Genomic DNA, 22,737 nt, shown 5'->3' with positions numbered 1-22,737 from the left:
CGCTGCGTAGTGCGTGGCAAATTTCAATTGCAGGGAGAAATAGTCTTCAAGCATGTATATGACGTTAGCACCGTCTTGCCAACTTCCACTTCTGGCCGGAAGCGGTCGTCCTCGTTATCTCAGACGTTGCCGTCGCGACTGCTCGCGAGTGACCTGCTGGGGCCTCCTGTCTCAAACTTTCGCCGTGAATGAGTGGGCCGCGTCACAGGGCCAGTTGTCTCAGGATTCATTGGCCATGAACAGCCAAGAATCTGTCAAAAACAATAGCTGCTAGCGCTTGCTCAATAAGCGCTAGGGGCCAAAAAGATCGAATATGTAGCCGCAGTATTTGCCTCGACTCACTGGGTACCACCTGACACCTAGTTGCTGGGTATTGCGCCGGTTGGGCGCCGTTACCTGACCTACCCAGCTACCTGGCATCCAGCGGCGCTGGCAGCACCTGCCCCCGCTCCCCACAAAACCGCAACGCCTCATCCCCCAACCATTCCCGCACCAGCTGCATCGCCGGGCTCGGGTGTGTTGTGGTCACAAACGAATACGCCGCCCGCGACAACACGCTGCGCCCCAGCAGCGGCACCAGTCGCCCCGCCTTCACATCCTGCAGCACTAGCGCAGCGCGGCCCATGGCGATGCCTTGGCCTGCCAGGGCGGCGCCCAGGGCCAATTGCGACAGGTTGAATTGCTGGCCGCCTGCCCAGGGCGGCGGCGTGGCGTCCACCTGCGCAAACCAGTGTTGCCACTCTTCATAGGTGTCCGCGCCGTCCCAGGCGCTGCCGTCGTGCAGCAGCCAGTCGCCGTGCAGGTCTTGCGGCTGGGTGATGGGCGGGTGGCGGGCCAGGAACTCGGGGCTGGCCACGGGGATGAGCCACTCGTCCAGAAACACGGTGGCGTTCAGGTCGCGGTAGCCGCCTAAATCGAACCGCACGGCGGCCTCGATGCCGTCGCGCACCATGCGGGTGCGGTCCAGCGTGTGGAATTCGCCAAACACGCGCAGGCCGGTGTGCGGGTGCTGGCGAAAGAAGTCGCCCAAGCGGGGCGTGAGCCAGCTCATGGCAAACGAGGGTGAGCAACTCAGGGTGGCGGTGGCGGACTCGGGCGGCTGGCGCATTTGGGCCAGCGTGCTTTCGATGGCGTCAAAGCTCTCGCGCAGCACCACGGCCAGCCATTTGCCCTCGGGCGTGGGCACCAGCGCGCGCGGGGTCCGCAAGAAAAGCGGGCGGCGCAGCCAGTCTTCGAGTTGCTTGACCTGCTGGCTGACGGCGCCCTGGGTAATGCACAGCTCGGCCGCCGCCTTGGTAAAGCTGCCATGGCGGGCTGCTGCATCAAAACTGCGCAGCCAGGCCAGCAGGGAGGGGGAGAGGCGAATGTCCATTATTAATACTAATGCTGCGCTCACTATAAATGGCTTGTGACAGCGGCGTGACCGGCGAAGAATGCAGGCAAGACTTCAACGACTGAATGAATCTGTATGACGCCTGCTGAACGAACGCCTGCTGTGGACGCGCTGCTGGCCACCCGCCTGCGCAATGCCCAGCCCGCGCTGTGGTCCAACCCGGCCCGGCAGGCGCAACCACCGGCTGCTTTGCAGGCGCTGGGGCGCAGCATTAGTCTGGATGATACGCAGGCCGCCGCCGACCGGTTGGCCCGTTTTGCGGGCCTGCTGGCGCAGGTGTTCCCGGAGCTGGCTGCCACCGGGGGCGTAGTGGAGTCGCCTCTGCTGCCCGCCGCCGCGTTGCAACCTGCGCTCGGTTTGGCCGAGGGGCAGGGGCGCCTGTTCATCAAGGCCGATCACAGCCTGCCGGTGGCGGGCTCCATCAAGGCCCGGGGCGGCATGCACGAGGTGCTGGAGTTGGCCGAGCGGCTGGCGCTGCAACATGGGTTGGTACAGCCTGGTGAAGACTACCGCGCGCTGGCCACCCAGGCAGCGCGCGAGGTGCTGGGCCGCTACCAGGTGGCGGTGGGCTCCACCGGCAACCTGGGGATGAGCATTGGCGTGGTGGCGTCGGCCCTGGGCTTCCAGGCCACGGTACACATGTCGGCCGACGCTAAGGAATGGAAGAAGGACCGTCTGCGCCAGCGCGGTGTGCAGGTGGTAGAGCACACCGGCGACTATGAACGCGCCGTGGCCGCAGGCCGCGCCGAGGCGGCCAGCAACCCGCTGTGCCACTTTGTGGACGACGAGCAATCGTTCTCGCTGTTGCTGGGCTACAGCGCGGCGGCGCTGCGCCTACAAAAGCAGTTGGCAGAACAGGGCGTGGCGGTGGATGCCGAGCACCCGCTCATCGTGTACCTGCCTTGCGGGGTGGGGGGCGCGCCAGCGGGCATCACGTTTGGCCTGCGGCAGTTGCTGGGGCCGCATGTGTTTTGCTTTTTTGCCGAGCCGGTGCAGTCGCCATGCTTCATGGTGCAGATGGTGGCCGACACCACACCAGGGATGGGCGACCACCCCTCGGTGTACGACTGGGGCCTGACCAACCGCACCGAGGCAGATGGCCTGGCCGTGCCGCGTGCGTCGCTGCTGGCCGCCGAGCTGATGCAGCCGCTGCTGTCGGGCGTGTTTACCGTGGCCGATGACACCTTGTTTGCGCAGCTGGTGCTGGTGCTCGATGCTCTGGGCGAGCGCATCGAGCCCTCGGCTGCGGCAGGCTTCAGCGGCCCGGCCATGCTGACGGGCACTACCGCCGGGCAGGCCTGGCTGCGCAGCACGGGCATCGACGCGGTGCTGCACAACGCCACACACCTGGTGTGGACCACGGGCGGCCTGCTGGTGCCCGATGCGCAGTACCAGGGCTTTGTGCAGCGTGGGCGGGCCGTGCTCGCGGCGCAAGGCTGATTGTTGTCATTCCCTGATTCGTCTATCCCCCCAACCTTTGTCACCTTTGGAGAGCACCCCATGAACCGCAAACAACTGCTTTTGTCGTCCGCCATCCTCTGTGCTTTGGGGGGCGCTGCATGGGGCCCTGCCGTGGCGCAAGAGGCTACGTTCCCTACCAAGCCCATCACGCTGGTGATTCCGTTCCCGCCCGGTGGCGCCACCGACGTGCTGGGCCGCCTCATTGGCAAGAAGCTGGGCGACAAGCTGGGCCAGAGCGTGGTGATTGACAACCGCGCAGGGGCGGGCACCACCATCGGCGCGGCCTATGTGGCCAAGGCCGCGCCGGACGGCTACACGCTGCTGATGAGTTCGGGCACCACCTTCACCGTGAACCCCGCCGTGCGCGCCAAGCTGCCGTACGACCCGGTCAAGAGTTTTGAGCCCATTGGCATCGCAGGGCGCACCAGCCTGATCCTGCTGGCCAACAAGGACGTGCCGGTCAGCGACGTGAAGCAGTTTGTGGCCATGGTGAAGGCCGCGCCCGACAAGTATTCGTACGGCTCGTATGGTGCCGGCACCACGTCGCAGTTTGCGGGCGAGATGTTCTTCCACGCGGCGGGCCTCAAGATCCAGCATGTGCCCTACAAGGGCAGCTCCCCCGCCATGGTGGACCTGATGGGCGGACAGATTCCGTTCACCGTCGATACCGTGTCGGCCGCGCTGCCCCAGCTGAAAGACGGCAAGATCAAGGCCATTGCCGTGACGGCGGGCAAGCGCTCGGCCCTGCTGCCCAAGGTGCCCACGCTCGCAGAAAGTGGCTACCCCGGCGTGGAGATGGACACTTGGCTGGCCATGGTGGCCCCACGCGGCTTGCCGCCCGCCGTCAAGGCACGGCTGGAGCTGACGCTGGCGCAGGTGGTGGCAGACCCCGAAACTCGCGACAAACTGATCGCCGTGGGGTTTGAACCGACCTATGCTTCTGCCAAGGCGGTGAGCGAGCTGATCGACAGGGAACTGCCGTTGATGCGCGCCGTGGCGCAGCGGGCGGCCATCACGGCAGACTGATCTGCTCCCCACCAGGCAAGCAAGAAACAGGAGACACATTCGACATGACGACTTCACACAGCACCCTGGTCGAGCTGACCGCCAACGAACTGCGCCATCACATCGGCACGCGGGAAGTCTCGCCCGTCGAGCTGCTCGACGCTTGCATTGAGCGCATCGAGGCCGTCAACCCGCATGTCAACGCCATCACCGCCACCTGCTACGACCGCGCCCGCACCGAGGCCAAGGCCGCCGAGCAGGCGGTGCTGCGTGGCGAACCGCTGGGCCTGCTGCACGGCCTGCCGCTGGGTGTGAAGGACCTCGAAGCCACGGCTGGGCTGCTGACTAGCTACGGCTCGGAGATCTACCGCAGCAATATCCCGGCGGAGGACAACGTGCTGGTGGCGCGTCTGCGCGCGGCGGGTGCCATCGTGGCGGGCAAGACCAACATCCCCGAAATGGGGGCGGGCGCCAATTCGCGCAACACCGTGTGGGGCGCCACGGGCAATCCGTTCAACCCCAACCTGAACGCCGGGGGCTCATCGGGCGGCTCGGCCGCTGCGCTGGCGTGTGACATGCTGCCGGTGTGTACGGGGTCGGATACGGGCGGGTCGCTGCGCATTCCTGCATCCATCTGCGGGGTGGTTGGCTTCCGGCCCTCGCCCGGCGTGGTGCCCAGCTCGCGCAAGCTGCTGGGCTGGACGCCGATTTCGGTGGTCGGCCCCATGGGCCGCACGGTGGAAGAGGCCTGCCTGCAGCTGGCGGCCTCGGCCGGCATGTCGGCGGGCGACCCGCTGAGCTACCCGCTGGACCCGATGAGCTTCCTTCTGCCCGAAGCCGTGGACCTGAGCCGCCTGCTCGTGGCTTACACCGAGGACTTCGGCGCCTGTGCGGTGGACAACGGCATCCGCGCCGTATTCCGCCAGAAGGTGCAGGCCATGAAGCACCTGTTTGCCAGCTGCGATGCCATCGACATCGACCTGGGTGACGTGCACCGCTGCTTTGACGTGCTGCGCGCCGAAGCCTTTGTGGCCAGCACGCGCGAGGCCTACGAGCGCGACCCCGCCAGCCTGGGCCCCAACACCCGCGCCAACTACGAAATGGGGGCCGCCATGACGCTGCTGGACAGTGCCTGGGCACAGGCCGAGCAGACGCGCATCCTGGCGCGGTTCCAGAAGTTGTATGAGCAGTACGACGTGATCCTGGCGCCCACCACGCCCGTGTCGCCTTTTGCGTGGACCCAGCTGTTTGCCAGCCACATCAACGGCGAGCCGCAAGCCAACTACTACCGATGGCTGGCGCTGACCTATGTGACCACGTTGACCACGCACCCAGCGCTCAGTTTGCCGTGCGGGCTGGATGACGTGGGGATGCCGTTTGGTTTGCAGATCGTGGGGCGCTTTCGCGCCGACCGCCACACGCTGGGCGTGGGCCACGCGCTGGAGCAAGCCTTCAAGGGCATCACCGGGCTGGCTCGGCCACGGCCTGACATCGCCAAGCTGATGCAAACAAATGCCGATCCCGCGCTGACCTCCATCGTGACCGGCGCGCCCGATCAGCGTGATGCGCGCAGCCTGCCGCGTGATGACCGTGCCACCTCGGCGGCGCAAGTGTCTGCGGTGTAATTCGAGCCAGGAGACAAAACCATGCAATCAGCGGACACCATCGTTATTGGCGCGGGCATTGCAGGTGCCTCGGTGGCTTGGCAGTTGGTACAGGACAAAGCCGGTGGGGAGGGCGCCAGCGTGCTGCTGCTGGAGCGCGAATCGCAGCCCGGTTACCACACCACCGGCCGTTCGGCCGCGCTGTACATGGCTACCTACGGCACACCGAACATCCAGGCGCTGACGCGGGCGAGCCGCGCTTTTTACGACGCGCCGCCGCCGGAGTTCGGGTCAGACCCCATCCTCTCGCCCCGTGGCGTGGTCTACGTGGCCGGGCCGGACCAGCTCGACATGCTGAAACAGGCCTATGCAGAAGCCCACGCCATCTCCCCCAATGTGGAATGGGTGGAGCAGGCCGCACTGCTGGCCCAGCTGCCGTGCCTGAAGCCCGAAGCCGTGGCCGCAGGCATGAGCGAGCCCGAGGCGGCCGACATCGATGTGCACGCGCTGCACCAGGGCTACCTGCGTGGCCTGCGCCAGTGCGGCGGCCAGGTGCTGACGAATGCCGAGGTCAGGGCCCTGCAGCGCGTTGGCGATAGCTGGCAGGTGACCCTGGCCGATGGCCGGGTGCTGCAGGCCAAAACCATTGTGAACGCCGCAGGCGCCTGGGCTGACGTGGTAGCGGGCCTGGCAGGCGTGCCGCCCATCGGCCTGGAGCCGCGCCGCCGCACCGCCTTCACCTTTGCCGTGCCCGAGGGCATGGACGCCACGCACTGGCCTGCGGTGATCGGCATCGACGAGAGTTTTTACTTCAAGCCCGATGCGGGCCAGCTGCTGGGCTCGCCCGCCAACGCGGACCCGACACACCCGCACGACGTGGTGCCCGAAGAACTGGACGTGGCCACGGGGATTTATCACATCGAGGAAAAAACCACCTTCCAGATCCGCCGCCCCTCCCACACCTGGGCGGGCCTGCGCTCGTTCGTGCCCGATGGCGACATGGTGATTGGCTGGGACAACAATGTGCCCGGCTTCTTCTGGCTGGCCGGGCAGGGTGGGTACGGGATTCAAAGCGCTGCAGGTGCCTCGCTGTTGGCCCGGCAGTTGTTGCGCGGCGAATCGCTGGCCGAGGAGCTGGTGCGCGAGAAGGTGGATGTGGCAGGGCTGTCGCCTGCGCGGCTGAGGTAGTTCCGCGCCCCTTGATTTGGGTGGCCGAGCGGCTCAGGCGAACGTGTTGACCTGGGTGCCCAGCGTGCCAGAAGTTGCCAGCGCAGGCTGGGGCATGGACTGCTGCATGGCGTCCAGCATCGTGGCGGCCGACACGGCCTGCATGTCCAGCGCCTTCTTCAAGACCACCATGTTCAGCGCATCCGAAGTCTTGGCACTGGCCAGCGCGGTGGCGGTGTTGACGATGCTGTTGGTGAGGGCGACGTCCATGGTGGTTCCTTGGGGTACTGGGTGGATATCGGCAATTTGGGAAGTGGGCTTGAGGGGTGTTACATCTCTGCCCTGTTAAGGATGACCTGCATAACCTTCGCGAGGCGGTGGTAGTGCGGATCGGGATGGGGCACAAGGCGTCTTTTTGCAGCCAATAGCCGCGCTATTGGCAAGAAAAGCAACGCAGTGGCCCGCTCGAGACCGCGCTATCACAGACCGCAGGGAGTTGTGCAGGTCATCCTTAAGAGCCTGTTTACGATCTCCCAGGGGTCGCGTTGGAGCGCAATCGGGATGAGTGGATGCTTTCGGGTGCGCCGCGTGGGCTCATGCCCATGCAAGCAGCCGAGGCGTTCAATCGCCCGATTTCGCTCCAACCCTTCGGGCAGCGGTCTTTGCGGGCGGTCTGCGGCGTTGCGGCGCTTGCCAATAGCCGAGCTATTGGCTGCGCACCGCGCTTTGCATACCATCCCGCAAAGACCGCTGCGCGACTCCTGGGAGATCGTAAACAGGCTCTAAGGCTCTTACTCCAACGCCGCCACCCCAATGGCCGTGCACGTCGCCAAATCAGACTCGCGCCCCTGGGGCAATTGCCGTGCTGTATCCCGCAGCGCAGTGCGCAAGCCTTCTTCCAGCGTAGGGTGGTAGAACGGCATACCCAGCAGATCGTGCACGGTGAGTTTTTGCTGAATGGCCAGCGCGAGCAGGTGGGCCATGTGTTCGCCTTGTGGGGCGCACATTTCAGCGCCCTGCAGGCGGCCGGTGGCCTGGTCGGCGTGGATGCAGATGCGCCCGTGGTTTTGCTGCGCGGTGCGGGCGCGGCCCTGGTTGTCAAAGCTGGCTGTGCCGGTGACGGTGTGGGCGGGGTCCATGTCGGCAAAGCGCTGGCCCACGGTGGCGATGTTGGGGTCGCAGAACACGATGCCCAGCGGGGTGCGGCGCTGAAAGCGGGTGGGGGTGTCAGCCAGCGCGTTCATGCCCGCAATGTGGCCTTCGTCGGCGGCCTCGTGCAACAGGGGGGCATGGGTGTTGGCGTCTCCGGCCAGAAACACGGGCAAATCGCCTATTTGCTGGGTTTGTGGATTGACGGTGGGCATGCCGCGCTGGTCCAGGGGCACCCCCAGCGTCTCCAGGCCCAGGTACTGGATGTTGGGCACCCGGCCCATGGCCGCGATGACCTGGTCCACCACCACGCGGTTGTTGCCACTGGTGACTTCAATGCCGCCGGGTACTTCACGCAACTGCGCTTCGGCCCCCATGTGCAGCACCATTTCCTGCTTGAGCAGCGCTGTCAGTTCGGCGTTGAGCACTGGGTCGCTCAGGCCCGCCAGCGTATCGCCCGTGGTGAATGCGGCCACCTGCAAGCCCAGCCGCGCAAGGGCTTGCGAAATCTCCACCCCAATGGGGCCCATGCCAATCACGGCAATGCGGGGGCCGAGGGTGCTTTGCTCGAACAGGGTGTCGGTGGTGAGCATGCGGTCGCCAAACGCGAGCCATTCTTCCGGCACGCTGGGGCGTGACCCGGTGGCGATGATGATGCTGCGGGTGGCGTAGGCGGTGCCGTCAATGTCCACCGAGTGGGGGCCCAGCAGGGTGGCGCGCCCCGACATCTGTGCGCTGCCCAGTTCGCTGGTGGCTTTGAGGGCACCGGCCACAAAGTCGTCGCGCAGATCGCGCACGCGCTGCAGCACGGCGGGCAGGTCGGCGGTCAGTGCGCTGGCGCCCCGCAGGCCGAATTCTTCAAACGTATGGCGGCCGTGGAAGGCGTTGGCCGCCTCGATCAGTGCCTTGGAGGGCATGCAACCCACGCGGGCGCAGGTGGTGCCCCAGGGGCCTTCGTTGACGATGAGGTAGCGTTCCGTGCGCTTGCGCACTTCGCGCAGGGCGGCCAGACCGGCGGTGCCTGCGCCGATGATGATGGTGTCGAGCGGTTGGCTCATAGCGTCTCCTTAGCAGCCCGGTAAAGCTCTGAGTGTGGCGGCCTGCCGCTACAGCGCTTGTAGGCGTAAAGGCATTTGTTCCGAGTCGGCGCCAGGTCCGGCTGGGCTGCCCCTAGGAGGGTGGGCGGCAGAAGGCATCGAAGCGAAACGCGCGAGACCGGTTTATCGCGGGTTGCAGCCGATGCTCCCTCTGCAGCCCACACTCCCAGCTCAGGCGTCGGGCTCGGTCCAGCCCACGCGGCCTTGGCCGCTGTTGTTGATGCGCAGCACAAAGGCGGCGGCCTGGGCCTCGGGCAAGCGCAACTGCAGCGTGACGAGCGTGCCGTGCTGCACGTTGATCAGCTCCGCACCCGCGGCCTCGATCTCGCGGCGCAGCAGCCCCTCCAGCGCATAGGGCACATGGCACTGCAGGGTTTTCATGCGTTGCAGCGTGACCTTGGGCGCGGTCAGCAGGGCCTGGGCAATGGTGTCGGTGTAGGCGCGCACCAGTCCGCCTGCGCCCAGCTTGACGCCACCAAAGTAGCGCACCACGGTGGCCAGCACGCCTTCCAGGTCCTGGTGGCGCAGCACGTCGAGCATGGGGCGGCCTGCCGTGCCACCAGGCTCGCCGTCGTCCACCGCCGCCGACTGTCCGCCCGCGAGCAGCGCCCAGCAGATGTGGGCGGCGCCGGGGTGCTGCTTCCACAGGGCATCCACCGTCGCCTGCGCACTGGCACGGTCGGCCATGGGTTGCACACAGCCGATGAAGCGGCTTTTCTTGATGATGATTTCGCTGTGCGCGGGCGCAGCCAGGGTCTGTGACATGGGGCGAAGAGTTTACGGCGTGGCGGATTCGGCCGATTTGTGGCGTGCACCGTGCCGTTTGTTGCGATAAGCGCGCCCTTCGTGACAAAACCGTGTTGTTTGTGCGTTCTGTCACACCTGCAAAAGGCGCTCGTTCCTACACTTGAGGCTTGTTGCTGTGGCCTAACCTGCTGCTACCGATTTGAAAGCACTCAGGCCATCAGAAAAGGAACTGCCATGTTTGCCGCACCATTTACCGCTCCCCTGCATGAAACCCTCGCCAGCCACGTTTTTGGTCGGTTGATGCCCCAGCGCGCGCAGCCAAGTGTGGCGGAGGCGGTCATGGCCCCAGTGCAGACAGCACCCGTTGTGGAGGACGATGCGATCCCGGACTTGGCCCAGCGGGTGCGCGAAGTGGGGGAGTGGTAGCTGTCTCGCCTGCTGCCGGTGGTGGTATTGCCACCGCGTCACAAAAAAATGGTCCTGAAGGACCATTTTTTTATGGGGTGTTTTCAGAGCCCGATCAGCGCTTTGGCGATATGCCCTGCGATTCGGGGAGACTCCTTCAGCCTCCGTGTGCTGTAGCCATACCAGTCCTTGCCAAAGGGCACATAGATGCGCACGTTGAAGCCCATGTCCCGCAGTTTGTCGCGCAGGGGTTCGCACACGCCCAGCAGCATCTGAAATTCAAATTGGCTTCGATCGATGTCATCGCGGCGCGCCCGTTCGACGATGCGCGCGATCAATGCAGCATCGTGCGTGGCAATGCCGACGAAGCTACCTGCTTCGAAACAACGCTCAACATGCTTCAGGAAGTGTTCGTTGATGGCACTGCGGTCGTTCCAGGCCTCGTGCACGAGGTGCGAGCGATCCTCCACGTATATGCCTTTGCAGATGCGCAAAGTGCTGGCTTCGCGCAAGAGCGGCTCAATGTCCTGGTAGGTGCGCAGTAGATACGCCTGTAGTGCCAGGCCGACGTTGTCAAAGCCTTCCCGCAAGCGTCCGAACAATTCGATTTCCTTTTGGGTACAGCGGGTGTCCTCCATATCCAGGCAAACGGAGTTCCGGTGGTGCTCTGCGGTGTCGAGAATGCTCAGGATGAGTTGTTCGCACTGCTGCGCATCCAGCAGCAGTCCGAGTGCGGAAGGCTTGATCGAAATGTTGGCCTGCAATCCCTGGGCGTGGACGGCGTGGAGCACTTCGATGTAGATGTTGGCAGTGGCCTGCGCCTGCTGCAGGGTCGAGATGGTTTCGCCCAGTACGTCGAGCGTCACGGAGAAGCCTTGCGCGTTGAGCTGATGCACGCGCACGAGGGCTTCGGCGAGGGTGTCGCCTGCGATGTAGCGGCGAGAAATTTTGCGGATCAGTGCGAGGGGCACCCAAGGGATGGCGCGCGCCACCAGTGTGTCGAGAAGTTGCATGTCGGTATCCAGGATGAGAACTGCCGCCTTCCGTCTTCCGAGCTCCGTCATGGCAACGGAGCACTCGAAATAGACGAAAAAAGCAAAGCGCTGGCCCGCGCAGGGGGCCAGCAAGGGCAGCGGTTGCCACCGTCTGTGCCAAAGGCGCAGTGGAGGCTCACGCTGCGGGCGTTCAGTACATCAATGGAGGCCAGGCGGCGCGTTGCATGCGTTCTTCTCTGGGTAGTTGTCGACGTGAGGTGCCAAGCCGGCGATGTTACAGCTTGAGCTCCCACGTCTCCCCCACCAGCTGCCGGCCAAAACCTTCATACGGCTCTGACTTGACCAGCTTGAATCCGCGTTTGGCATAAATGCCCCGTGCAGCAGCCAGGCAGCTGTTGGTCCACAGCACCATCTTCTTGTAGCCCTTGGCCCGCGCAAAGGCGATGCACTCGTCAGTCAGGCGCGCACCCAGACCCAGCCCGCGCGCCTTGGGCGACAGGATCAGCATGCGCAGCTGGGCCGTGGTGGCCGATTTGCGCACCACAAACACGGCGCCTACACGTTCGCCGTCCAGCTCGGCCACCCAGCACCGCTCCCACGCCGGCTGGAACTTGCGCAAAAACTGCGCGGCGATTTCGGCCACCAGGGCTTCAAAGCGGCTGTCCCAGCCGTATTCGCGCCAGTAGATCTCGCCGTGCTGTTGCACCACCCAGCCGATATCGCCGGGAACCGGGTCGCGCAGCACGGCCATGCGCGTGGCCTTAGGCGCCGCGTTGGCGGGGTCCAGCAAGGCTTCGATGCGTTCCATGGCGTCCACCAGCTCCTGCTGGCGCGCGGGGGGCAGGGGGGTCAGCAGGGCTGCGGCCTCGTCGCGTGAGCGTTGTTGCAGCGGCTCGAACACCTCGCGCCCCGTGGGGGTGAGGGTGAGCATGCTCTGGCGGGCATCCTTGGTGCTGGCGCTGCGGGTGATCCAGCCGGATGCTTCAAAACGGCGCAGGATGCGGCTCAGGTAGCCGCCGTCCAGGCCCAGGTCGCGCGCCAGTTCGCTGGCAACGGGCGCCTCGCGGTGCGCCAGTTCGTACAGCACGCGTACATCGGTGAGCGACAGGTCGCTGCCCAGATACGGGTCGAGCACGCCCACCCGCCGGGTAAAAAAGCGGTTGAAACGCCGCACTGCTTTCACGGCTGCGGAGGTGGGCTGGGATGTAGTGCTGGTCGTGGTCATGAATGCCGTAGTCATGCAATTGATTGACTTTGGCAAGTATATGCCTGATGTTCCTCAAGACCTCCAACGCACAAGGGCAACGCGCAAGCAGCGACAAAAAGGGCTTGCCGCCGTAAAATCGCGGGTTAACCACCACAGCCGCGCCCCACGACGCCCTTGACGCACAAGGGCCGGCCGCGAAACTCCTCTGCATGAACGCCCCCGTTGACGTCTCCTTTTTTGCGCGCGCCGCAAAGCCATTGACCAGCTACCGTCCGTACTGGGCCAAGCGCTTTGGCACGGCCCCGTTCCTGCCGATGAGCCGCGCCGAGATGGACAAACTGGGCTGGGACAGCTGCGACATCATCCTGGTGACGGGCGATGCCTATGTGGACCACCCGAGCTTCGGCATGGCCGTGATCGGCCGCACGCTCGAAGCCCAGGGCTTTCGCGTAGGCATCATCGCCCAGCCCGACTGGCAAAGCGCCGAGCCCTTCAAGGTGCTGGGCAAGCCCAACCTGTTCTGGGGCGTGACGGCGGGTAACATGGATTCGATGATCAACCGGTACACCGCCGACCGGAAGATTCGCAGCGACGACGCCTACACCCCCGGCGACATCGGCGGCAAGCGCCCGGACCGCGCCGCCATCGTCTACAGCCAGCGATGCCGCGAGGCTTACAAGGACGTGCCCATCATCCTGGGTGGCATCGAAGGCAGCCTGCGCCGCATCGCGCACTACGACTACTGGAGCGACAAGGTGCGCCGCTCCATCGTGGTGGATGCCAAGTGCGACCTGCTGCTGTACGGCAACGCCGAGCGCGCGCTGGTTGAGGTGGCCCACCGCATCGCCGCTCGCGAGCCGGTCGAGCAGATCACCGACGTGCGTGGGACGGCGTTTGTGCGCAGGCCCGACGATGAGACCGGCAAGGGCTGGTTCGAGATCGACTCCACCAGCGTGGACGAGCCCGGCCGTGTCGAGGCGCACGTCAACCCCTACATGACCACCAGCGAGCAGGCCGCCGCCCAGGGCAGCACCTGCAGCAAGGAGGATGCTCCTGATTCCGTAGCTGCTAGTGAAGGTGGAACAAGCGCTGGTGGCCAAAAGGACTCAAAATCTGCCGAGCCCAACCCCGCCATCCAGCCCATGCTGTTCGTGGCGAACCCTGCGCTCAAGGCCAAGCTCAAGGTGCCTCCGCGCGACAAAAGCGTGATCCGCCTGCCCAGCTACGAGCAGGTCAAAAGCGACCCCGTGCTGTATGCCCATGCCAACCGCGTGCTGCACCTGGAGACCAACCCCGGCAACGCCCGCGCGCTGGTGCAGGCGCATGGCGAGGGCGTGACCGCGCGCGACGTGTGGATCAACCCGCCGCCCATCCCGCTCACCACGGCCGAGATGGACTACGTGTTCGACCTGCCCTATGCCCGTGGCCCGCACCCGAGCTACGCCGACGAGAACGGCAGCCACGACGGCGCGACCAAGATTCCCGCGTGGGAGATGATCCGCTTCTCGATCAACATCATGCGCGGCTGCTTTGGTGGCTGCACCTTCTGCTCCATCACCGAGCACGAGGGCCGCATCATCCAGAGTCGAAGTGAAGATTCGATCATTCAGGAGATTGAGGACATCCGCGACAAGGTCAAGGGCTTCACCGGCACCATCAGCGACCTGGGTGGCCCCACGGCCAACATGTACCGCCTGGGCTGCAAGAGCCCCGAGATTGAGGCTGCTTGCCGCAAACCGAGCTGCGTGTACCCGGGCATCTGCTCCAACCTGGGCACCAACCACGACCCGCTGATCAAGATCTACCGCCGTGGCCGCGCATTGAAGGGCATCAAGAAGATCCTGATCGGCTCGGGCCTGCGCTACGACCTGGCTGTGAAAAGCCCTGAATACGTGAAGGAGTTGGTGCAGCACCACGTGGGCGGCTACCTCAAGATCGCGCCCGAGCACACCGAGCAGGGGCCGCTGACCAAGATGATGAAGCCGGGCATCGGCAGCTATGACAAGTTCAAGCAGATGTTCGAGAAGTTCAGCGAAGAAGCGGGCAAGAAGCAGTTCCTGATCCCGTACTTCATTGCCGCGCACCCGGGCACCAGCGACGAGGACATGATGAACCTCGCCATTTGGCTGAAAAAGAATGGCTTCCGTGCCGACCAGGTGCAGACCTTCTACCCCAGCCCCATGGCCACGGCCACGGCCATGTACCACAGCAACAAGAACCCGCTGCGCAAGATCACGCGCGACAGCGAGGCTGTGGACATCGTGCGCGGCGACAAGCGCCGCCGCCTGCATAAGGCCTTCCTGCGCTACCACGACCCCAACAATTGGCCGCTGCTGCGCGAGGCGCTCAAGGCCATGGGCCGCGCGGATCTGATCGGCAACGGCAAGCACCACCTGATACCGACCTTCCAGCCGCTGACCGACGGCGGATACCAGAGTGCGCGGCGCAAGAACTCGACGCCCGTGGGACAGAAGGCAGAAGCCGCCAAAGTGCTGCCATCCCGGCCTGCCAAGCCAGGGCAGCCCCAAAAGGGCCGCATGCTGACCCAGCACACCGGCTTGCCGCCGCGTGTGACCGGGGCGGCCAAACCATCGGCACGCAAGCCCCGCTGACCATGCCTACGCCCTGACGCATCTGTCTGGCCCGTTGGGTTTGCGGGATGTATCGCGGGAGGCGGATCCACAAGGTGCCTCCACCGGCGAATTTGGCGTGCAGATGCGCACCCGCGACATGGCGCGCCTGGCGCTGCTCTACCTGCGTGGCGGCGAGTGGAATGGCCGCCAGCTGGTATCGCGCGATTGGGTCGCCAGGGTGTTTGCGCCCACGGTGTCTATGGGCATGGGGGCTGCGCACTACGCCGACCAGTTGTGGAGCATGCTGGAGCGCGGGGTGTTCATGGCCGTGGGGTTCCACCGGCAAATCCTGCTGGTGATGCCCCGGTACGGCATTGCGGCAGCGTTTCCCGGGCGCAAGCACTGGGCCTTTGCGCCCTGGATGGATTTGCTGGAACTCGCGGCCAAAACTCCTTCTGCCGTTTTCAACCAGCGTCGCCAGCCCGGCCGGTACCGCTGCTGCGCGATGAACGCTAGCTTCAGCCTTCTGCTGCGTGGGTGCCCACCACCACCGATTGCGGGCCGTCACCGGCGGGCTGTGAGATCAGGTCTTCGATGATGAAGGTGCGGTAGTAGAAGGCGGTGACTGCACCTTGGGGGGCAATGGCTTCCACCAGGGTGTCGGTATTGTCTTTGTCGGCCATGGCGATCAGCATGCCGTGGTGGCCAGTGCCCGCCAGGTCGGCAATGCGGCGCACCATGTCGCCCTCGGCGCCCACCGAGGGCATCGGGGCATCTGCCGTGCCCAGGGTGCGGACGATCTCTTGCAGAATGACCTCGGGGCTGGCGTAGGCGGTGTCGCCCTGGTGGCCGGCTGCCTGCAACGCGGTGGCGGCCTGGCGCACGCAGTCTTCGTCGGGGAAGAGTGCGAACACATGGCCGGTGGGGTAGAAAACGCCGCCCATGTTGGTCATGGTGGAATCAAGAATGAGGGGTTTCATGGGCTTCTGCCGAGGTGTTTCAGACCTTTGGGATTGAAACCCGTGGATGTGGCGCACGGTGTAGGCCAGCGGGCAATCTGCGCGTCAGCCCCCTGTGTTGCGGGCGATGGGCTCCAAATTTTGAATCAAAATTGCCTCTGGCGCTTATGTATTAAGCGCTAGCAGCTATCAAATTGATACTGCATTGGTGGCGCCGCTATGGCAGCCACCCGCCCACCCAGGCCCCGAGCGCCCCGCAATGCAGCACCACGGTGACCCAGTAGACGGCGCGAAACTCCACCTTGCGGGATTTGTGCCGCAGCCATTGCTGCGCAAACCAAGCACCCGGCCAGCCGCCTGCCAGGCTCAGCAGGTGCAGATGGCTCTCTTTGGTGCGCCACTGGCCGTTTTGCGCGGCGCTTTTGTCGATGGCATAGATCAGAAACGTGAGGAGGTTGACGGCCAGGGCCGCCCCCAACACCCACCATGGGAGTCGGCCCGCCCAGAAGCCCCATGCCAGCAGCACCACCCAGCCCAGCATCAACACCATCGCCGGACCGGCGGGGGTAGGTGGGCCACTGGACTCTGCAGGGCGCCGGCGGCGTTGAGCCTGGGGTTGGGTCGTCCGCTGCGACGGTTCGTGTCGTCTCCGCTGAGGGGTTGATGTGGCCGCTGGGCGGGACGGGGATGCGCCCCCTTGCTGGGCCGCAGGCAGCACTGCCATGGCCCGTGGTCCTTTTCCGCCGACATGAATTTCCTCGTACACCACGGCGAGCCCTTCGCGCGGCGGGGTGGTGCCCCGGTAGTCCCGCACATGAAAGAACACATCGGCGGACGTGTCCGGGCTGCGGATGAAGCCGAAGGCGCGGGTGGCGTCCCAGCGGATGACGGTGCCTTGTTTCTGCATCGGTCAGCGGGATTCTCAAACCAGGGTGTGCAACGGAATGTCCTGCGCCACCGCGAGCGCATCAAGTTGCGCGCGGGTTTGCGTGCGCAGGAAGGCTGCCACGGCCGCGTGCGTGGCAGGGGAGCGCAGCACCTGCGGGTCGCCCGTGGCGGGCAGGCCTGCGGCGGCGCACAGGCTGGCGGCAAAGTGGGGTTCCAGCGCGGCCACCGCCACACGGCCGTCGGCGCAGGGGTAGATGCGGTAACCCGCGTGGTTGCCGCCCACGTCGCCCTCGGGCGTGGTCAGGCCCCAGTCGCGCGGCTGGGCCAGCCAAGCGGCGGCGTCGGCCAGGGCGACTTCGATGCACACGCCGCTGCCCGTGTGGCCACGCTCCAGCAGGGCCTGCAGCACGGCCTCGCTGGCCATCAGGGCGCCGCCCATGTCGGCGTACAGGGTGGGGGGCATCTCGGTGCCGGTGACCAGCCCGGCATCGGCCAGGTAGGTGAGGTCATGGCCGGGTTCCTCGGCGCGCTCGGCCGCCGCGCCCACGATGCGCACCAGTGACAGGCGCGGGTATTGAGCCTGCAGCGCCTCCCAGGAGAGGCCCAGCTTGGTGAGCGCCGAGGGACGAAACGAGGTGATCAGCACATCGGTGCGGGCCAGCTCCTCGTGGAGCGTGGCCTGGCCTTCTGTGGTCTTGAGGTGGGCATGCACCACACGCACGCCGCTGTGCAGCGTGGCATAGGCCGCCGGGCTGTAGATGCCCATGGGGTCGGCACTGGGGTAGCCGGGGGGCGGGGGCGGTTCGAGCTTGGTGCATTCAGCACCCATGCGCGCGCAGCGCATCAGGGCGGCGGGGCCGGGCAGGTTGAGCGCGAGGCTCAGGACGCGGACATTGCGCAGGGGCTGGGGCAGGGCGGTTGTCATGGGTGTGGGGTTGTCTCGGTGTTTTGGTTTTGAACGGAAGGAGAAGGCGCGGCGCTGGAACTTCAAGCGGCGCGCGGGCTCACTCCCCGCGTTATACATAATTTGTTACGCTCCCCGACCCATGCAACGCAGAACCTGTTTGGCCGCCCTCACGGGCCTGGCCGCCTTTCCGGGAGCTTTCATGACCTCGTCTTTGAGCAGCGCCGCCGCGGCGACCGCGCTGCAGGCGCTCAAGCCCTCGCCCCGCATGCCCGTGCTGTTTGTGGGCCATGGCAGCCCCATGAACGCCATCGAGGACAACGCCTGGCGCCGCAGCTGGCAGGCCATGGGCGCGGAGCTGATGGCACGCGCGGTGCAGCCGCAGCTCATCCTGTGTGTGTCGGCCCACTGGCTCACACGCGGCGGCTGGCAGCTGACGGGCATGGCCAACCCCAAGACGATCCACGACTTTGGTGGATTTCCGCAGGCACTGTTCGACCAGCGCTACCCCGCGCCCGGTGCACCGCAGGTGGCGCGCAGCCTCGCCAGCGAACTCAAGTCGCCCGCTACCGGCGGGGCACTGGGCGTGGACGAAGGCGAATGGGGCCTGGACCATGGCACCTGGTCGGTGCTCAAGCCCATGTTCCCCCAGGCTCGGATCCCGGTGATGCAGCTCAGCATGGACTACAGCCGCGCCCCGGCCGAGCACTATGCGCTGGGCCAGCAGCTCAAGGCCTTGCGCGAGCGGGGTGTGCTCATCGTGGGCAGCGGCAACATCGTGCACAACCTGCGCGCATCCCGCCGTGGCTCGGCCGCCAACGAAGCGTATGACTGGGCCACCGAGTTCGACACCGTGGTTCAGGAGCAGATCAAGAAGGGCCAGTTGGGCGCCCTGCAGGACTTCCAGAAACTGGGTGCGGTGGCCCAGCAGGCGCACCCCACGCACGAGCACTATCTGCCGCTGCTGTACGCCGCAGGAGCTGTTTTGCCCAGCGAGATGCCGCGTTTCTTCAATACGGGTTACCAGTCGGCGTCGATCTCGATGCGGTCGGTGCTGTGGGGGTGATGTAGGAAAACGCCGAATGCTTCTATTTTGATAGCTGCCAGCGCTTTTACATCAAGCGCTAGGGGTCAAAAAGACGTAAAAATTGGCGGCTTTGCCGATCAGGCGGTGGCCCGGATCGTCAGCCACGGCCAGCGTTCTCGGTAGCTTTCAGCCTTGGCCTGGAACAGCGGTAGATGCGGGCATGCGGGGTTGGGTTTGAGCAGTCCTGCGTACAGTTCTTCCAGCCCGTAGGGCGCGTACAGGGTGGACTCGTTGACGCTCAGGTTGTCAGCAGGTTGCAGCCCGACGCAGGTGCAGGGCACCAGAAAACGCTCGATCCCGTTGCGGGTTGATTGCAGTGGCGCATACGGGTAGCCAAACCAGTGTTCGTACCAGAGATGCACGCGGGCCTGGTTCTTGGCTTCCACGGTGATGGGCAGGTCGGCGAAGAGGGCGGCGACTTGGGCTTGCACCTGCTGCTCTGCCGATTCGGACAAGTCGTTGCCGTCGAAGTAGAACAGGTCGTAGTCCTTGATGTTCGCCGTGGGCGCCACGCCGGAGTGCAGATTCCACACCGTCTGGAACAGGCAGCCCGCCACCAACCAGGCGTCGGGCAAGCCCAGAAACGGCAAATGCTCCAGAAGGGCCGCGTTGTGCGGGTTCTGGAGCGCTTCACTCACAAAGCGGCGCGCGAGAGCCGCTTTCTCATCGTGCTCAGACAACCTTTGCAATGGCCTGGCAGACGTAGTCGATGTTCTTGCTGTTCAGGGCTGCCACACACATGCGGCCGGTGTCGGTACCGTACACGCCGAACTCATTGCGCAGGCGCACCATCTGGTCCTTGGACAGGCCTGAGTAGCTGAACATGCCGATCTGGGTGGTGATGAAGCTCATGTCCTGCTTCACACCCGCAGCCTTGAGACCGTCCACCAGCTTCTGGCGCATGGCCTTGATGCGCACGCGCATCTCGCCCAGTTCCTTCTCCCACATCGCGCGCAGCTCAGGGTTGTTCAGCACGGCAGCCACCACCGCGCCACCGTGGATGGGTGGGTTGGAGTAGTTGGTGCGGATCACGATCTTGAGCTGGCTCAGCACGCGCGAAGCTTCTTCCTTGTCGGCGCACAGCACGGACAGGCCGCCCACGCGCTCACCGTAGAGGCTGAAGCTCTTGCTGAACGAGGTAGAGACAAAGAAGTTGAGGCCTGCAGCCACGAACTTGCCGATCACGGCACCGTCTTCCGCGATACCGTGGCCAAAGCCCTGGTAGGCCATGTCAAGGAAGGGCGTCAGGCCCTTGGCCTTGACGACGGCGATGACCTGGTCCCACTGCTCGGGGGTGATGTCGTAGCCCGTGGGGTTGTGACAGCAGGCGTGCAGCACAACGATGGTGCCGGGAGCTGCAGCGTTCAGGCTGGCGAGCATGCCTTCAAAGTTCACGCCACGCTTTTCCGCGTCGTAGTACGCGTAGGTATCGACTTCAAAACCGGCGTTGGTGAACAGTGCGCGGTGGTTTTCCCAGCTGGGGTCGGAGATCAGCACCTTGGCATTGGGGCTGAGTTTCTTGAGGAAGTCAGCGCCGATCTTCAGGCCGCCCGTGCCGCCCACTGCTTGCACGGTTGCCACGCGGCCCGAGGTGACGGGTTCGCTGTCCGCGCCGAACACCAAAGCCTTCACGGCGTTGTCGTAAGCCACGATGCCGTCGATGGGCAGGTAGCCACGGGCCGTGGGGGTGGACATCATGGTCTTTTCTGCCGCCTGCACGCATTGCAGCAGGGGCAGCTTGCCGTTGTCGTCGAAATAAACGCCGACGCCCAGGTTGACCTTGTTGGGGTTGGTGTCGGCGTTGAATTGCTCGTTGAGGCCCAGGATGGGGTCGCGGGGGGCCATTTCGACGGCGGTGAACAGAGACATGAAAATCCTTGAAAGGTTGTCAGTAGCGAAGAATCCGGGCGTGGTGTACTGTGCCGGGTTCGGCCGATTTTAACGGCCTGCCTCTACCAATCGTTGACCGCACCTATGCCGGATCTCACAGAAGTCATAACGGAAAAGCAAGACGGCGAGTTCGTCCATTTCCCCAACTCCCCCTTCGAACTGTTCCAGCCGTACCCACCGGCCGGCGACCAGCCCGAGGCCATCAACAAGCTGGTGGAAGGTTTGAACGATGGGGAAACCTTCCAGACGCTGCTGGGTGTGACGGGCTCTGGCAAGACCTTCACCATGGCCAATGTGATCGCCCGCATGGGGCGCCCGGCCATCGTGTTCGCGCCCAACAAAACCTTGGCCGCGCAGCTGTACAGCGAGTTCCGCGAGTTCTTCCCCAAGAACGCCGTGGAGTATTTCGTGAGCTACTACGACTACTACCAGCCCGAGGCGTATGTGCCGCAGCGCGACCTGTTCATCGAGAAGGACAGCGCCATCAACGAGCACATCGAGCAGATGCGGCTTTCGTGCACCAAGAGCCTCATGGAGCGCACGGATGTGGTCATCGTGGCCACGGTGTCGGCTATCTACGGCATTGGCGAGCCCGAGAGTTACCACCGCATGGTGATGACGCTGCGCACCGGTGACAAGCTGGGCCAGCGCGACGTAATCGCACAGCTGATACGCATGCAGTACCAGCGCAATGAGGCTGATTTTTCGCGCGGCAAGTTCCGCGTGCGGGGCGACACCATTGATGTGTTTCCGGCCGAGCATTCCGAGCTGGCCGTGCGCATCGAGCTGTTTGACGACGAGATCGAGAGCCTGCAGCTGTTTGACCCGCTCACGGGCCGGGTTAAGCAGAAGATCCCGCGTTTCACGGTGTACCCGAGCAGCCACTATGTCACGCCGCGCGACAAGGTGCTGGCAGCGGTGGAGACCATCAAGGTCGAACTGGCCGAGCGCCTCAAACAGTTGCTGGCCGACGGCAAGCTGGTGGAGGCGCAGCGGCTGGAGCAGCGCACGCGCTTTGACCTGGAGATGCTCAGCGAAGTAGGGCACTGCAAGGGCATTGAGAACTACACGCGCCACCTGTCGGGCGCCGCGCCCGGCGACCCGCCCAGCACGCTGACCGACTACATGCCCAAGAACGCTCTGATGTTCCTGGACGAAAGCCATCAGATGATCGGCCAGCTCAACGCCATGTACAGCGGCGACCGCTCGCGCAAGACCACGCTGGTCGAGTATGGCTTTCGCCTGCCCTCGGCGCTGGACAACAGACCGCTCAAATTCGAGGAGTTCGAACAGCGTATGCGGCAGGTCATCTTTGTCACCGCCACGCCGGCAGACTACGAGCGCACACACTCCGGCCAGATCGTCGACCAGGTGGTGCGCCCCACCGGACTGGTGGACCCCGAGGTGGAAGTACGTCCCGCCACCCATCAGGTGGATGATGTGCTGCAAGAAATACGCATTCATGTCGAAAAGCATGAGCGCGTACTCATTACTACACTTACCAAGCGCATGGCTGAACAGTTGACCGACTACCTGACGGACAACGGCGTGAAGGTGCGCTACCTGCACAGCGACGTGGACACGGTGGAGCGGGTGGAGATCATCCGCGACCTGCGCCTGGGCGCCTTTGACGTGCTGGTGGGCATCAACCTGCTGCGCGAAGGCCTGGATATTCCCGAAGTGTCCCTGGTGGCGATCCTGGATGCGGACAAGGAAGGCTTCCTGCGGGCCGAGCGCAGCCTGATCCAGACCATCGGCCGTGCGGCGCGGAACCTCAATGGCCGGGCCATCCTCTATGCGGACCGCATCACCGACTCCATGAAAAAAGCCATGGGCGAGACGGAACGTCGGCGCGTCAAGCAGATCGCACACAACGAGGCCCACGGAATCACGCCGCGCAGCATTGTCAAGCGGGTAAGAGACCTGATTGACGGGGTTTACAGCGAAAAGGCCGGTAAGGACGCAGAACGGCTGGAGCAGGAAGCCCTGCAGCGCGCCAAGGTGGAGGACATGTCAGAGAAAGACGTGGCGCGCGAGATCAAGCGGCTGGAAAAACTCATGCTGGAACACGCCCGCAATCTGGAGTTCGAGCAGGCCGCCCGGGTGCGCGACCAGCTCACGCGGCTCAAGGACCAGGCATTTGGTGCACATGGCAATGATTCGGTGGCCTTGTAATGGGCGAAAGAACAATCGGAAATAACTATCA

General features: G+C 64.7%; 20 protein-coding genes. 9 read left to right on the top strand and 11 right to left on the bottom strand.

The window, feature by feature from the left end; all coding sequences use genetic code 11:
* Positions 1–409: 409 nt before the first annotated feature.
* Positions 410–1,372: a LysR substrate-binding domain-containing protein gene (locus ACODS0_RS17010; protein ID WP_436130189.1), complete on the bottom strand. Its 963-nt coding sequence runs from the start codon at positions 1,370–1,372 to the stop codon at positions 410–412.
* Positions 1,373–1,468: 96 nt separating this feature from the next.
* Here ACODS0_RS17010 and dsdA point away from each other — a divergent pair, with 96 nt between their 5' ends.
* From dsdA to ACODS0_RS16990, 4 genes are read left to right on the top strand one after another with little or no spacing between them, the layout of a single operon-like run.
* Positions 1,469–2,833, top strand: coding sequence for a D-serine ammonia-lyase (gene dsdA / locus ACODS0_RS17005; RefSeq protein WP_488836101.1), 1,365 nt, complete (start codon positions 1,469–1,471; stop codon positions 2,831–2,833).
* Positions 2,834–2,893: 60 nt separating this feature from the next.
* Positions 2,894–3,880 (top strand): Bug family tripartite tricarboxylate transporter substrate binding protein, encoded by a 987-nt coding sequence (locus tag ACODS0_RS17000; protein WP_488836100.1) that lies wholly within the window; start codon positions 2,894–2,896, stop codon positions 3,878–3,880.
* 44 nt (positions 3,881–3,924) lie between these two features.
* Positions 3,925–5,484 carry an amidase gene (locus tag ACODS0_RS16995; protein WP_488836099.1) on the top strand — a complete coding sequence of 520 codons (1,560 nt, stop codon included), beginning with the start codon at positions 3,925–3,927 and terminating at the stop codon, positions 5,482–5,484.
* 21 nt (positions 5,485–5,505) lie between these two features.
* Complete coding sequence (locus tag ACODS0_RS16990) at positions 5,506–6,651, top strand: NAD(P)/FAD-dependent oxidoreductase (RefSeq protein WP_488836098.1); 1,146 nt, start codon at positions 5,506–5,508, stop codon at positions 6,649–6,651.
* Between the two features lie 33 nt (positions 6,652–6,684).
* Here ACODS0_RS16990 and ACODS0_RS16985 read toward each other — a convergent pair whose 3' ends face one another.
* The 3 genes from ACODS0_RS16985 to ACODS0_RS16975 all read right to left on the bottom strand — a co-directional run bounded on the left by ACODS0_RS16985 (position 6,685) and on the right by ACODS0_RS16975 (position 9,641).
* A complete protein-coding gene (locus ACODS0_RS16985; protein WP_121420030.1) occupies positions 6,685–6,900 on the bottom strand; it encodes a putative motility protein in 216 nt (71 codons plus the stop codon).
* Positions 6,901–7,421: 521 nt separating this feature from the next.
* Positions 7,422–8,837 carry a dihydrolipoyl dehydrogenase gene (locus ACODS0_RS16980; protein WP_488836097.1) on the bottom strand — a complete coding sequence of 472 codons (1,416 nt, stop codon included), beginning with the start codon at positions 8,835–8,837 and terminating at the stop codon, positions 7,422–7,424.
* Positions 8,838–9,047: 210 nt separating this feature from the next.
* Positions 9,048–9,641 carry an IMPACT family protein gene (locus ACODS0_RS16975; RefSeq protein ID WP_121506494.1) on the bottom strand — a complete coding sequence of 198 codons (594 nt, stop codon included), beginning with the start codon at positions 9,639–9,641 and terminating at the stop codon, positions 9,048–9,050.
* Positions 9,642–9,857: 216 nt separating this feature from the next.
* Here ACODS0_RS16975 and ACODS0_RS16970 point away from each other — a divergent pair, with 216 nt between their 5' ends.
* Complete coding sequence (locus ACODS0_RS16970; protein ID WP_488836096.1) at positions 9,858–10,049, top strand: hypothetical protein; 192 nt, start codon at positions 9,858–9,860, stop codon at positions 10,047–10,049.
* A gap of 83 nt (positions 10,050–10,132) precedes the next feature.
* On the opposite strand, the gene ACODS0_RS16965 is transcribed toward ACODS0_RS16970, so the two are convergent.
* Together ACODS0_RS16965 and ACODS0_RS16960 are read right to left on the bottom strand one after the other, a co-directional pair.
* Positions 10,133–11,155 carry a proline dehydrogenase family protein gene (locus ACODS0_RS16965; RefSeq protein ID WP_488836095.1) on the bottom strand — a complete coding sequence of 341 codons (1,023 nt, stop codon included), beginning with the start codon at positions 11,153–11,155 and terminating at the stop codon, positions 10,133–10,135.
* A gap of 142 nt (positions 11,156–11,297) precedes the next feature.
* Positions 11,298–12,248 carry a bifunctional helix-turn-helix transcriptional regulator/GNAT family N-acetyltransferase gene (locus ACODS0_RS16960; protein WP_488836094.1) on the bottom strand — a complete coding sequence of 317 codons (951 nt, stop codon included), beginning with the start codon at positions 12,246–12,248 and terminating at the stop codon, positions 11,298–11,300.
* Positions 12,249–12,439: 191 nt separating this feature from the next.
* On the opposite strand from ACODS0_RS16960, the gene ACODS0_RS16955 reads away from it, so the two are divergent.
* A complete protein-coding gene (locus ACODS0_RS16955) occupies positions 12,440–14,842 on the top strand; it encodes a YgiQ family radical SAM protein (protein ID WP_488836093.1) in 2,403 nt (800 codons plus the stop codon).
* A 97-nt stretch (positions 14,843–14,939) separates the two neighbouring features.
* Positions 14,940–15,401 carry a hypothetical protein gene (locus tag ACODS0_RS16950; protein WP_488836092.1) on the top strand — a complete coding sequence of 154 codons (462 nt, stop codon included), beginning with the start codon at positions 14,940–14,942 and terminating at the stop codon, positions 15,399–15,401.
* Here the strand turns inward: ACODS0_RS16950 and ACODS0_RS16945 are convergent.
* The 3 genes from ACODS0_RS16945 to ACODS0_RS16935 form a co-directional block, all read right to left on the bottom strand.
* Positions 15,322–15,783, bottom strand: coding sequence for a hypothetical protein (locus ACODS0_RS16945; RefSeq protein ID WP_121420036.1), 462 nt, complete (start codon positions 15,781–15,783; stop codon positions 15,322–15,324). The genes ACODS0_RS16950 and ACODS0_RS16945 overlap by 80 nt on opposite strands.
* Before the next feature lie 196 nt (positions 15,784–15,979).
* Positions 15,980–16,669, bottom strand: a complete 690-nt coding sequence (locus tag ACODS0_RS16940) for a DUF1294 domain-containing protein (protein ID WP_488836091.1) — start codon at positions 16,667–16,669, stop codon at positions 15,980–15,982.
* 15 nt (positions 16,670–16,684) lie between these two features.
* Complete coding sequence (locus tag ACODS0_RS16935; protein ID WP_488836090.1) at positions 16,685–17,575, bottom strand: CoA transferase; 891 nt, start codon at positions 17,573–17,575, stop codon at positions 16,685–16,687.
* A 181-nt stretch (positions 17,576–17,756) separates the two neighbouring features.
* On the opposite strand from ACODS0_RS16935, the gene ygiD reads away from it, so the two are divergent.
* Positions 17,757–18,620 carry a 4,5-DOPA-extradiol-dioxygenase gene (gene ygiD, locus ACODS0_RS16930; protein ID WP_488836107.1) on the top strand — a complete coding sequence of 288 codons (864 nt, stop codon included), beginning with the start codon at positions 17,757–17,759 and terminating at the stop codon, positions 18,618–18,620.
* Between the two features lie 98 nt (positions 18,621–18,718).
* Here ygiD and ACODS0_RS16925 read toward each other — a convergent pair whose 3' ends face one another.
* Both ACODS0_RS16925 and ACODS0_RS16920 read right to left on the bottom strand, forming a co-directional pair.
* The gene (locus tag ACODS0_RS16925; protein ID WP_488836089.1) at positions 18,719–19,321 is read right to left on the bottom strand and encodes a nucleotidyltransferase family protein; all 603 of its coding nucleotides are present in this window, start codon (positions 19,319–19,321) and stop codon (positions 18,719–18,721) included.
* Positions 19,314–20,510 (bottom strand): amino acid aminotransferase, encoded by a 1,197-nt coding sequence (locus tag ACODS0_RS16920; RefSeq protein WP_121506485.1) that lies wholly within the window; start codon positions 20,508–20,510, stop codon positions 19,314–19,316. Before ACODS0_RS16920 ends, ACODS0_RS16925 begins: the two co-directional genes overlap by 8 nt.
* A gap of 105 nt (positions 20,511–20,615) precedes the next feature.
* Here ACODS0_RS16920 and uvrB point away from each other — a divergent pair, with 105 nt between their 5' ends.
* A complete protein-coding gene (uvrB, locus tag ACODS0_RS16915) occupies positions 20,616–22,706 on the top strand; it encodes an excinuclease ABC subunit UvrB (RefSeq protein ID WP_488836088.1) in 2,091 nt (696 codons plus the stop codon).
* Positions 22,707–22,737: the final 31 nt, after the last annotated feature.

This window comes from Acidovorax sp. FG60, from assembly GCF_057808995.1.
This window is presented reverse-complemented; position numbering and strand designations above follow the sequence as displayed.

Excerpts from the sequence above, each read along its gene's own strand:
- ACODS0_RS17010 (WP_436130189.1), bottom strand. The coding sequence starts at position 1,372 with ATGGACATTCGCCTCTCCCCCTCCCTGCTGGCCTGGCTGCGCAGTTTT.
- dsdA (WP_488836101.1), top strand. The coding sequence starts at position 1,469 with ATGACGCCTGCTGAACGAACGCCTGCTGTGGACGCGCTGCTGGCCACC.
- ACODS0_RS17000 (WP_488836100.1), top strand. The coding sequence starts at position 2,894 with ATGAACCGCAAACAACTGCTTTTGTCGTCCGCCATCCTCTGTGCTTTG.
- ACODS0_RS16995 (WP_488836099.1), top strand. The coding sequence starts at position 3,925 with ATGACGACTTCACACAGCACCCTGGTCGAGCTGACCGCCAACGAACTG.
- ACODS0_RS16990 (WP_488836098.1), top strand. The coding sequence starts at position 5,506 with ATGCAATCAGCGGACACCATCGTTATTGGCGCGGGCATTGCAGGTGCC.
- ACODS0_RS16985 (WP_121420030.1), bottom strand. The coding sequence starts at position 6,900 with ATGGACGTCGCCCTCACCAACAGCATCGTCAACACCGCCACCGCGCTG.
- ACODS0_RS16980 (WP_488836097.1), bottom strand. The coding sequence starts at position 8,837 with ATGAGCCAACCGCTCGACACCATCATCATCGGCGCAGGCACCGCCGGT.
- ACODS0_RS16975 (WP_121506494.1), bottom strand. The coding sequence starts at position 9,641 with ATGTCACAGACCCTGGCTGCGCCCGCGCACAGCGAAATCATCATCAAG.
- ACODS0_RS16970 (WP_488836096.1), top strand. The coding sequence starts at position 9,858 with ATGTTTGCCGCACCATTTACCGCTCCCCTGCATGAAACCCTCGCCAGC.
- ACODS0_RS16960 (WP_488836094.1), bottom strand. The coding sequence starts at position 12,248 with ATGACCACGACCAGCACTACATCCCAGCCCACCTCCGCAGCCGTGAAA.
- ACODS0_RS16955 (WP_488836093.1), top strand. The coding sequence starts at position 12,440 with ATGAACGCCCCCGTTGACGTCTCCTTTTTTGCGCGCGCCGCAAAGCCA.
- ACODS0_RS16945 (WP_121420036.1), bottom strand. The coding sequence starts at position 15,783 with ATGAAACCCCTCATTCTTGATTCCACCATGACCAACATGGGCGGCGTT.
- ACODS0_RS16940 (WP_488836091.1), bottom strand. The coding sequence starts at position 16,669 with ATGCAGAAACAAGGCACCGTCATCCGCTGGGACGCCACCCGCGCCTTC.
- ACODS0_RS16935 (WP_488836090.1), bottom strand. The coding sequence starts at position 17,575 with ATGACAACCGCCCTGCCCCAGCCCCTGCGCAATGTCCGCGTCCTGAGC.
- ygiD (WP_488836107.1), top strand. The coding sequence starts at position 17,757 with ATGACCTCGTCTTTGAGCAGCGCCGCCGCGGCGACCGCGCTGCAGGCG.
- ACODS0_RS16920 (WP_121506485.1), bottom strand. The coding sequence starts at position 20,510 with ATGTCTCTGTTCACCGCCGTCGAAATGGCCCCCCGCGACCCCATCCTG.
- uvrB (WP_488836088.1), top strand. The coding sequence starts at position 20,616 with ATGCCGGATCTCACAGAAGTCATAACGGAAAAGCAAGACGGCGAGTTC.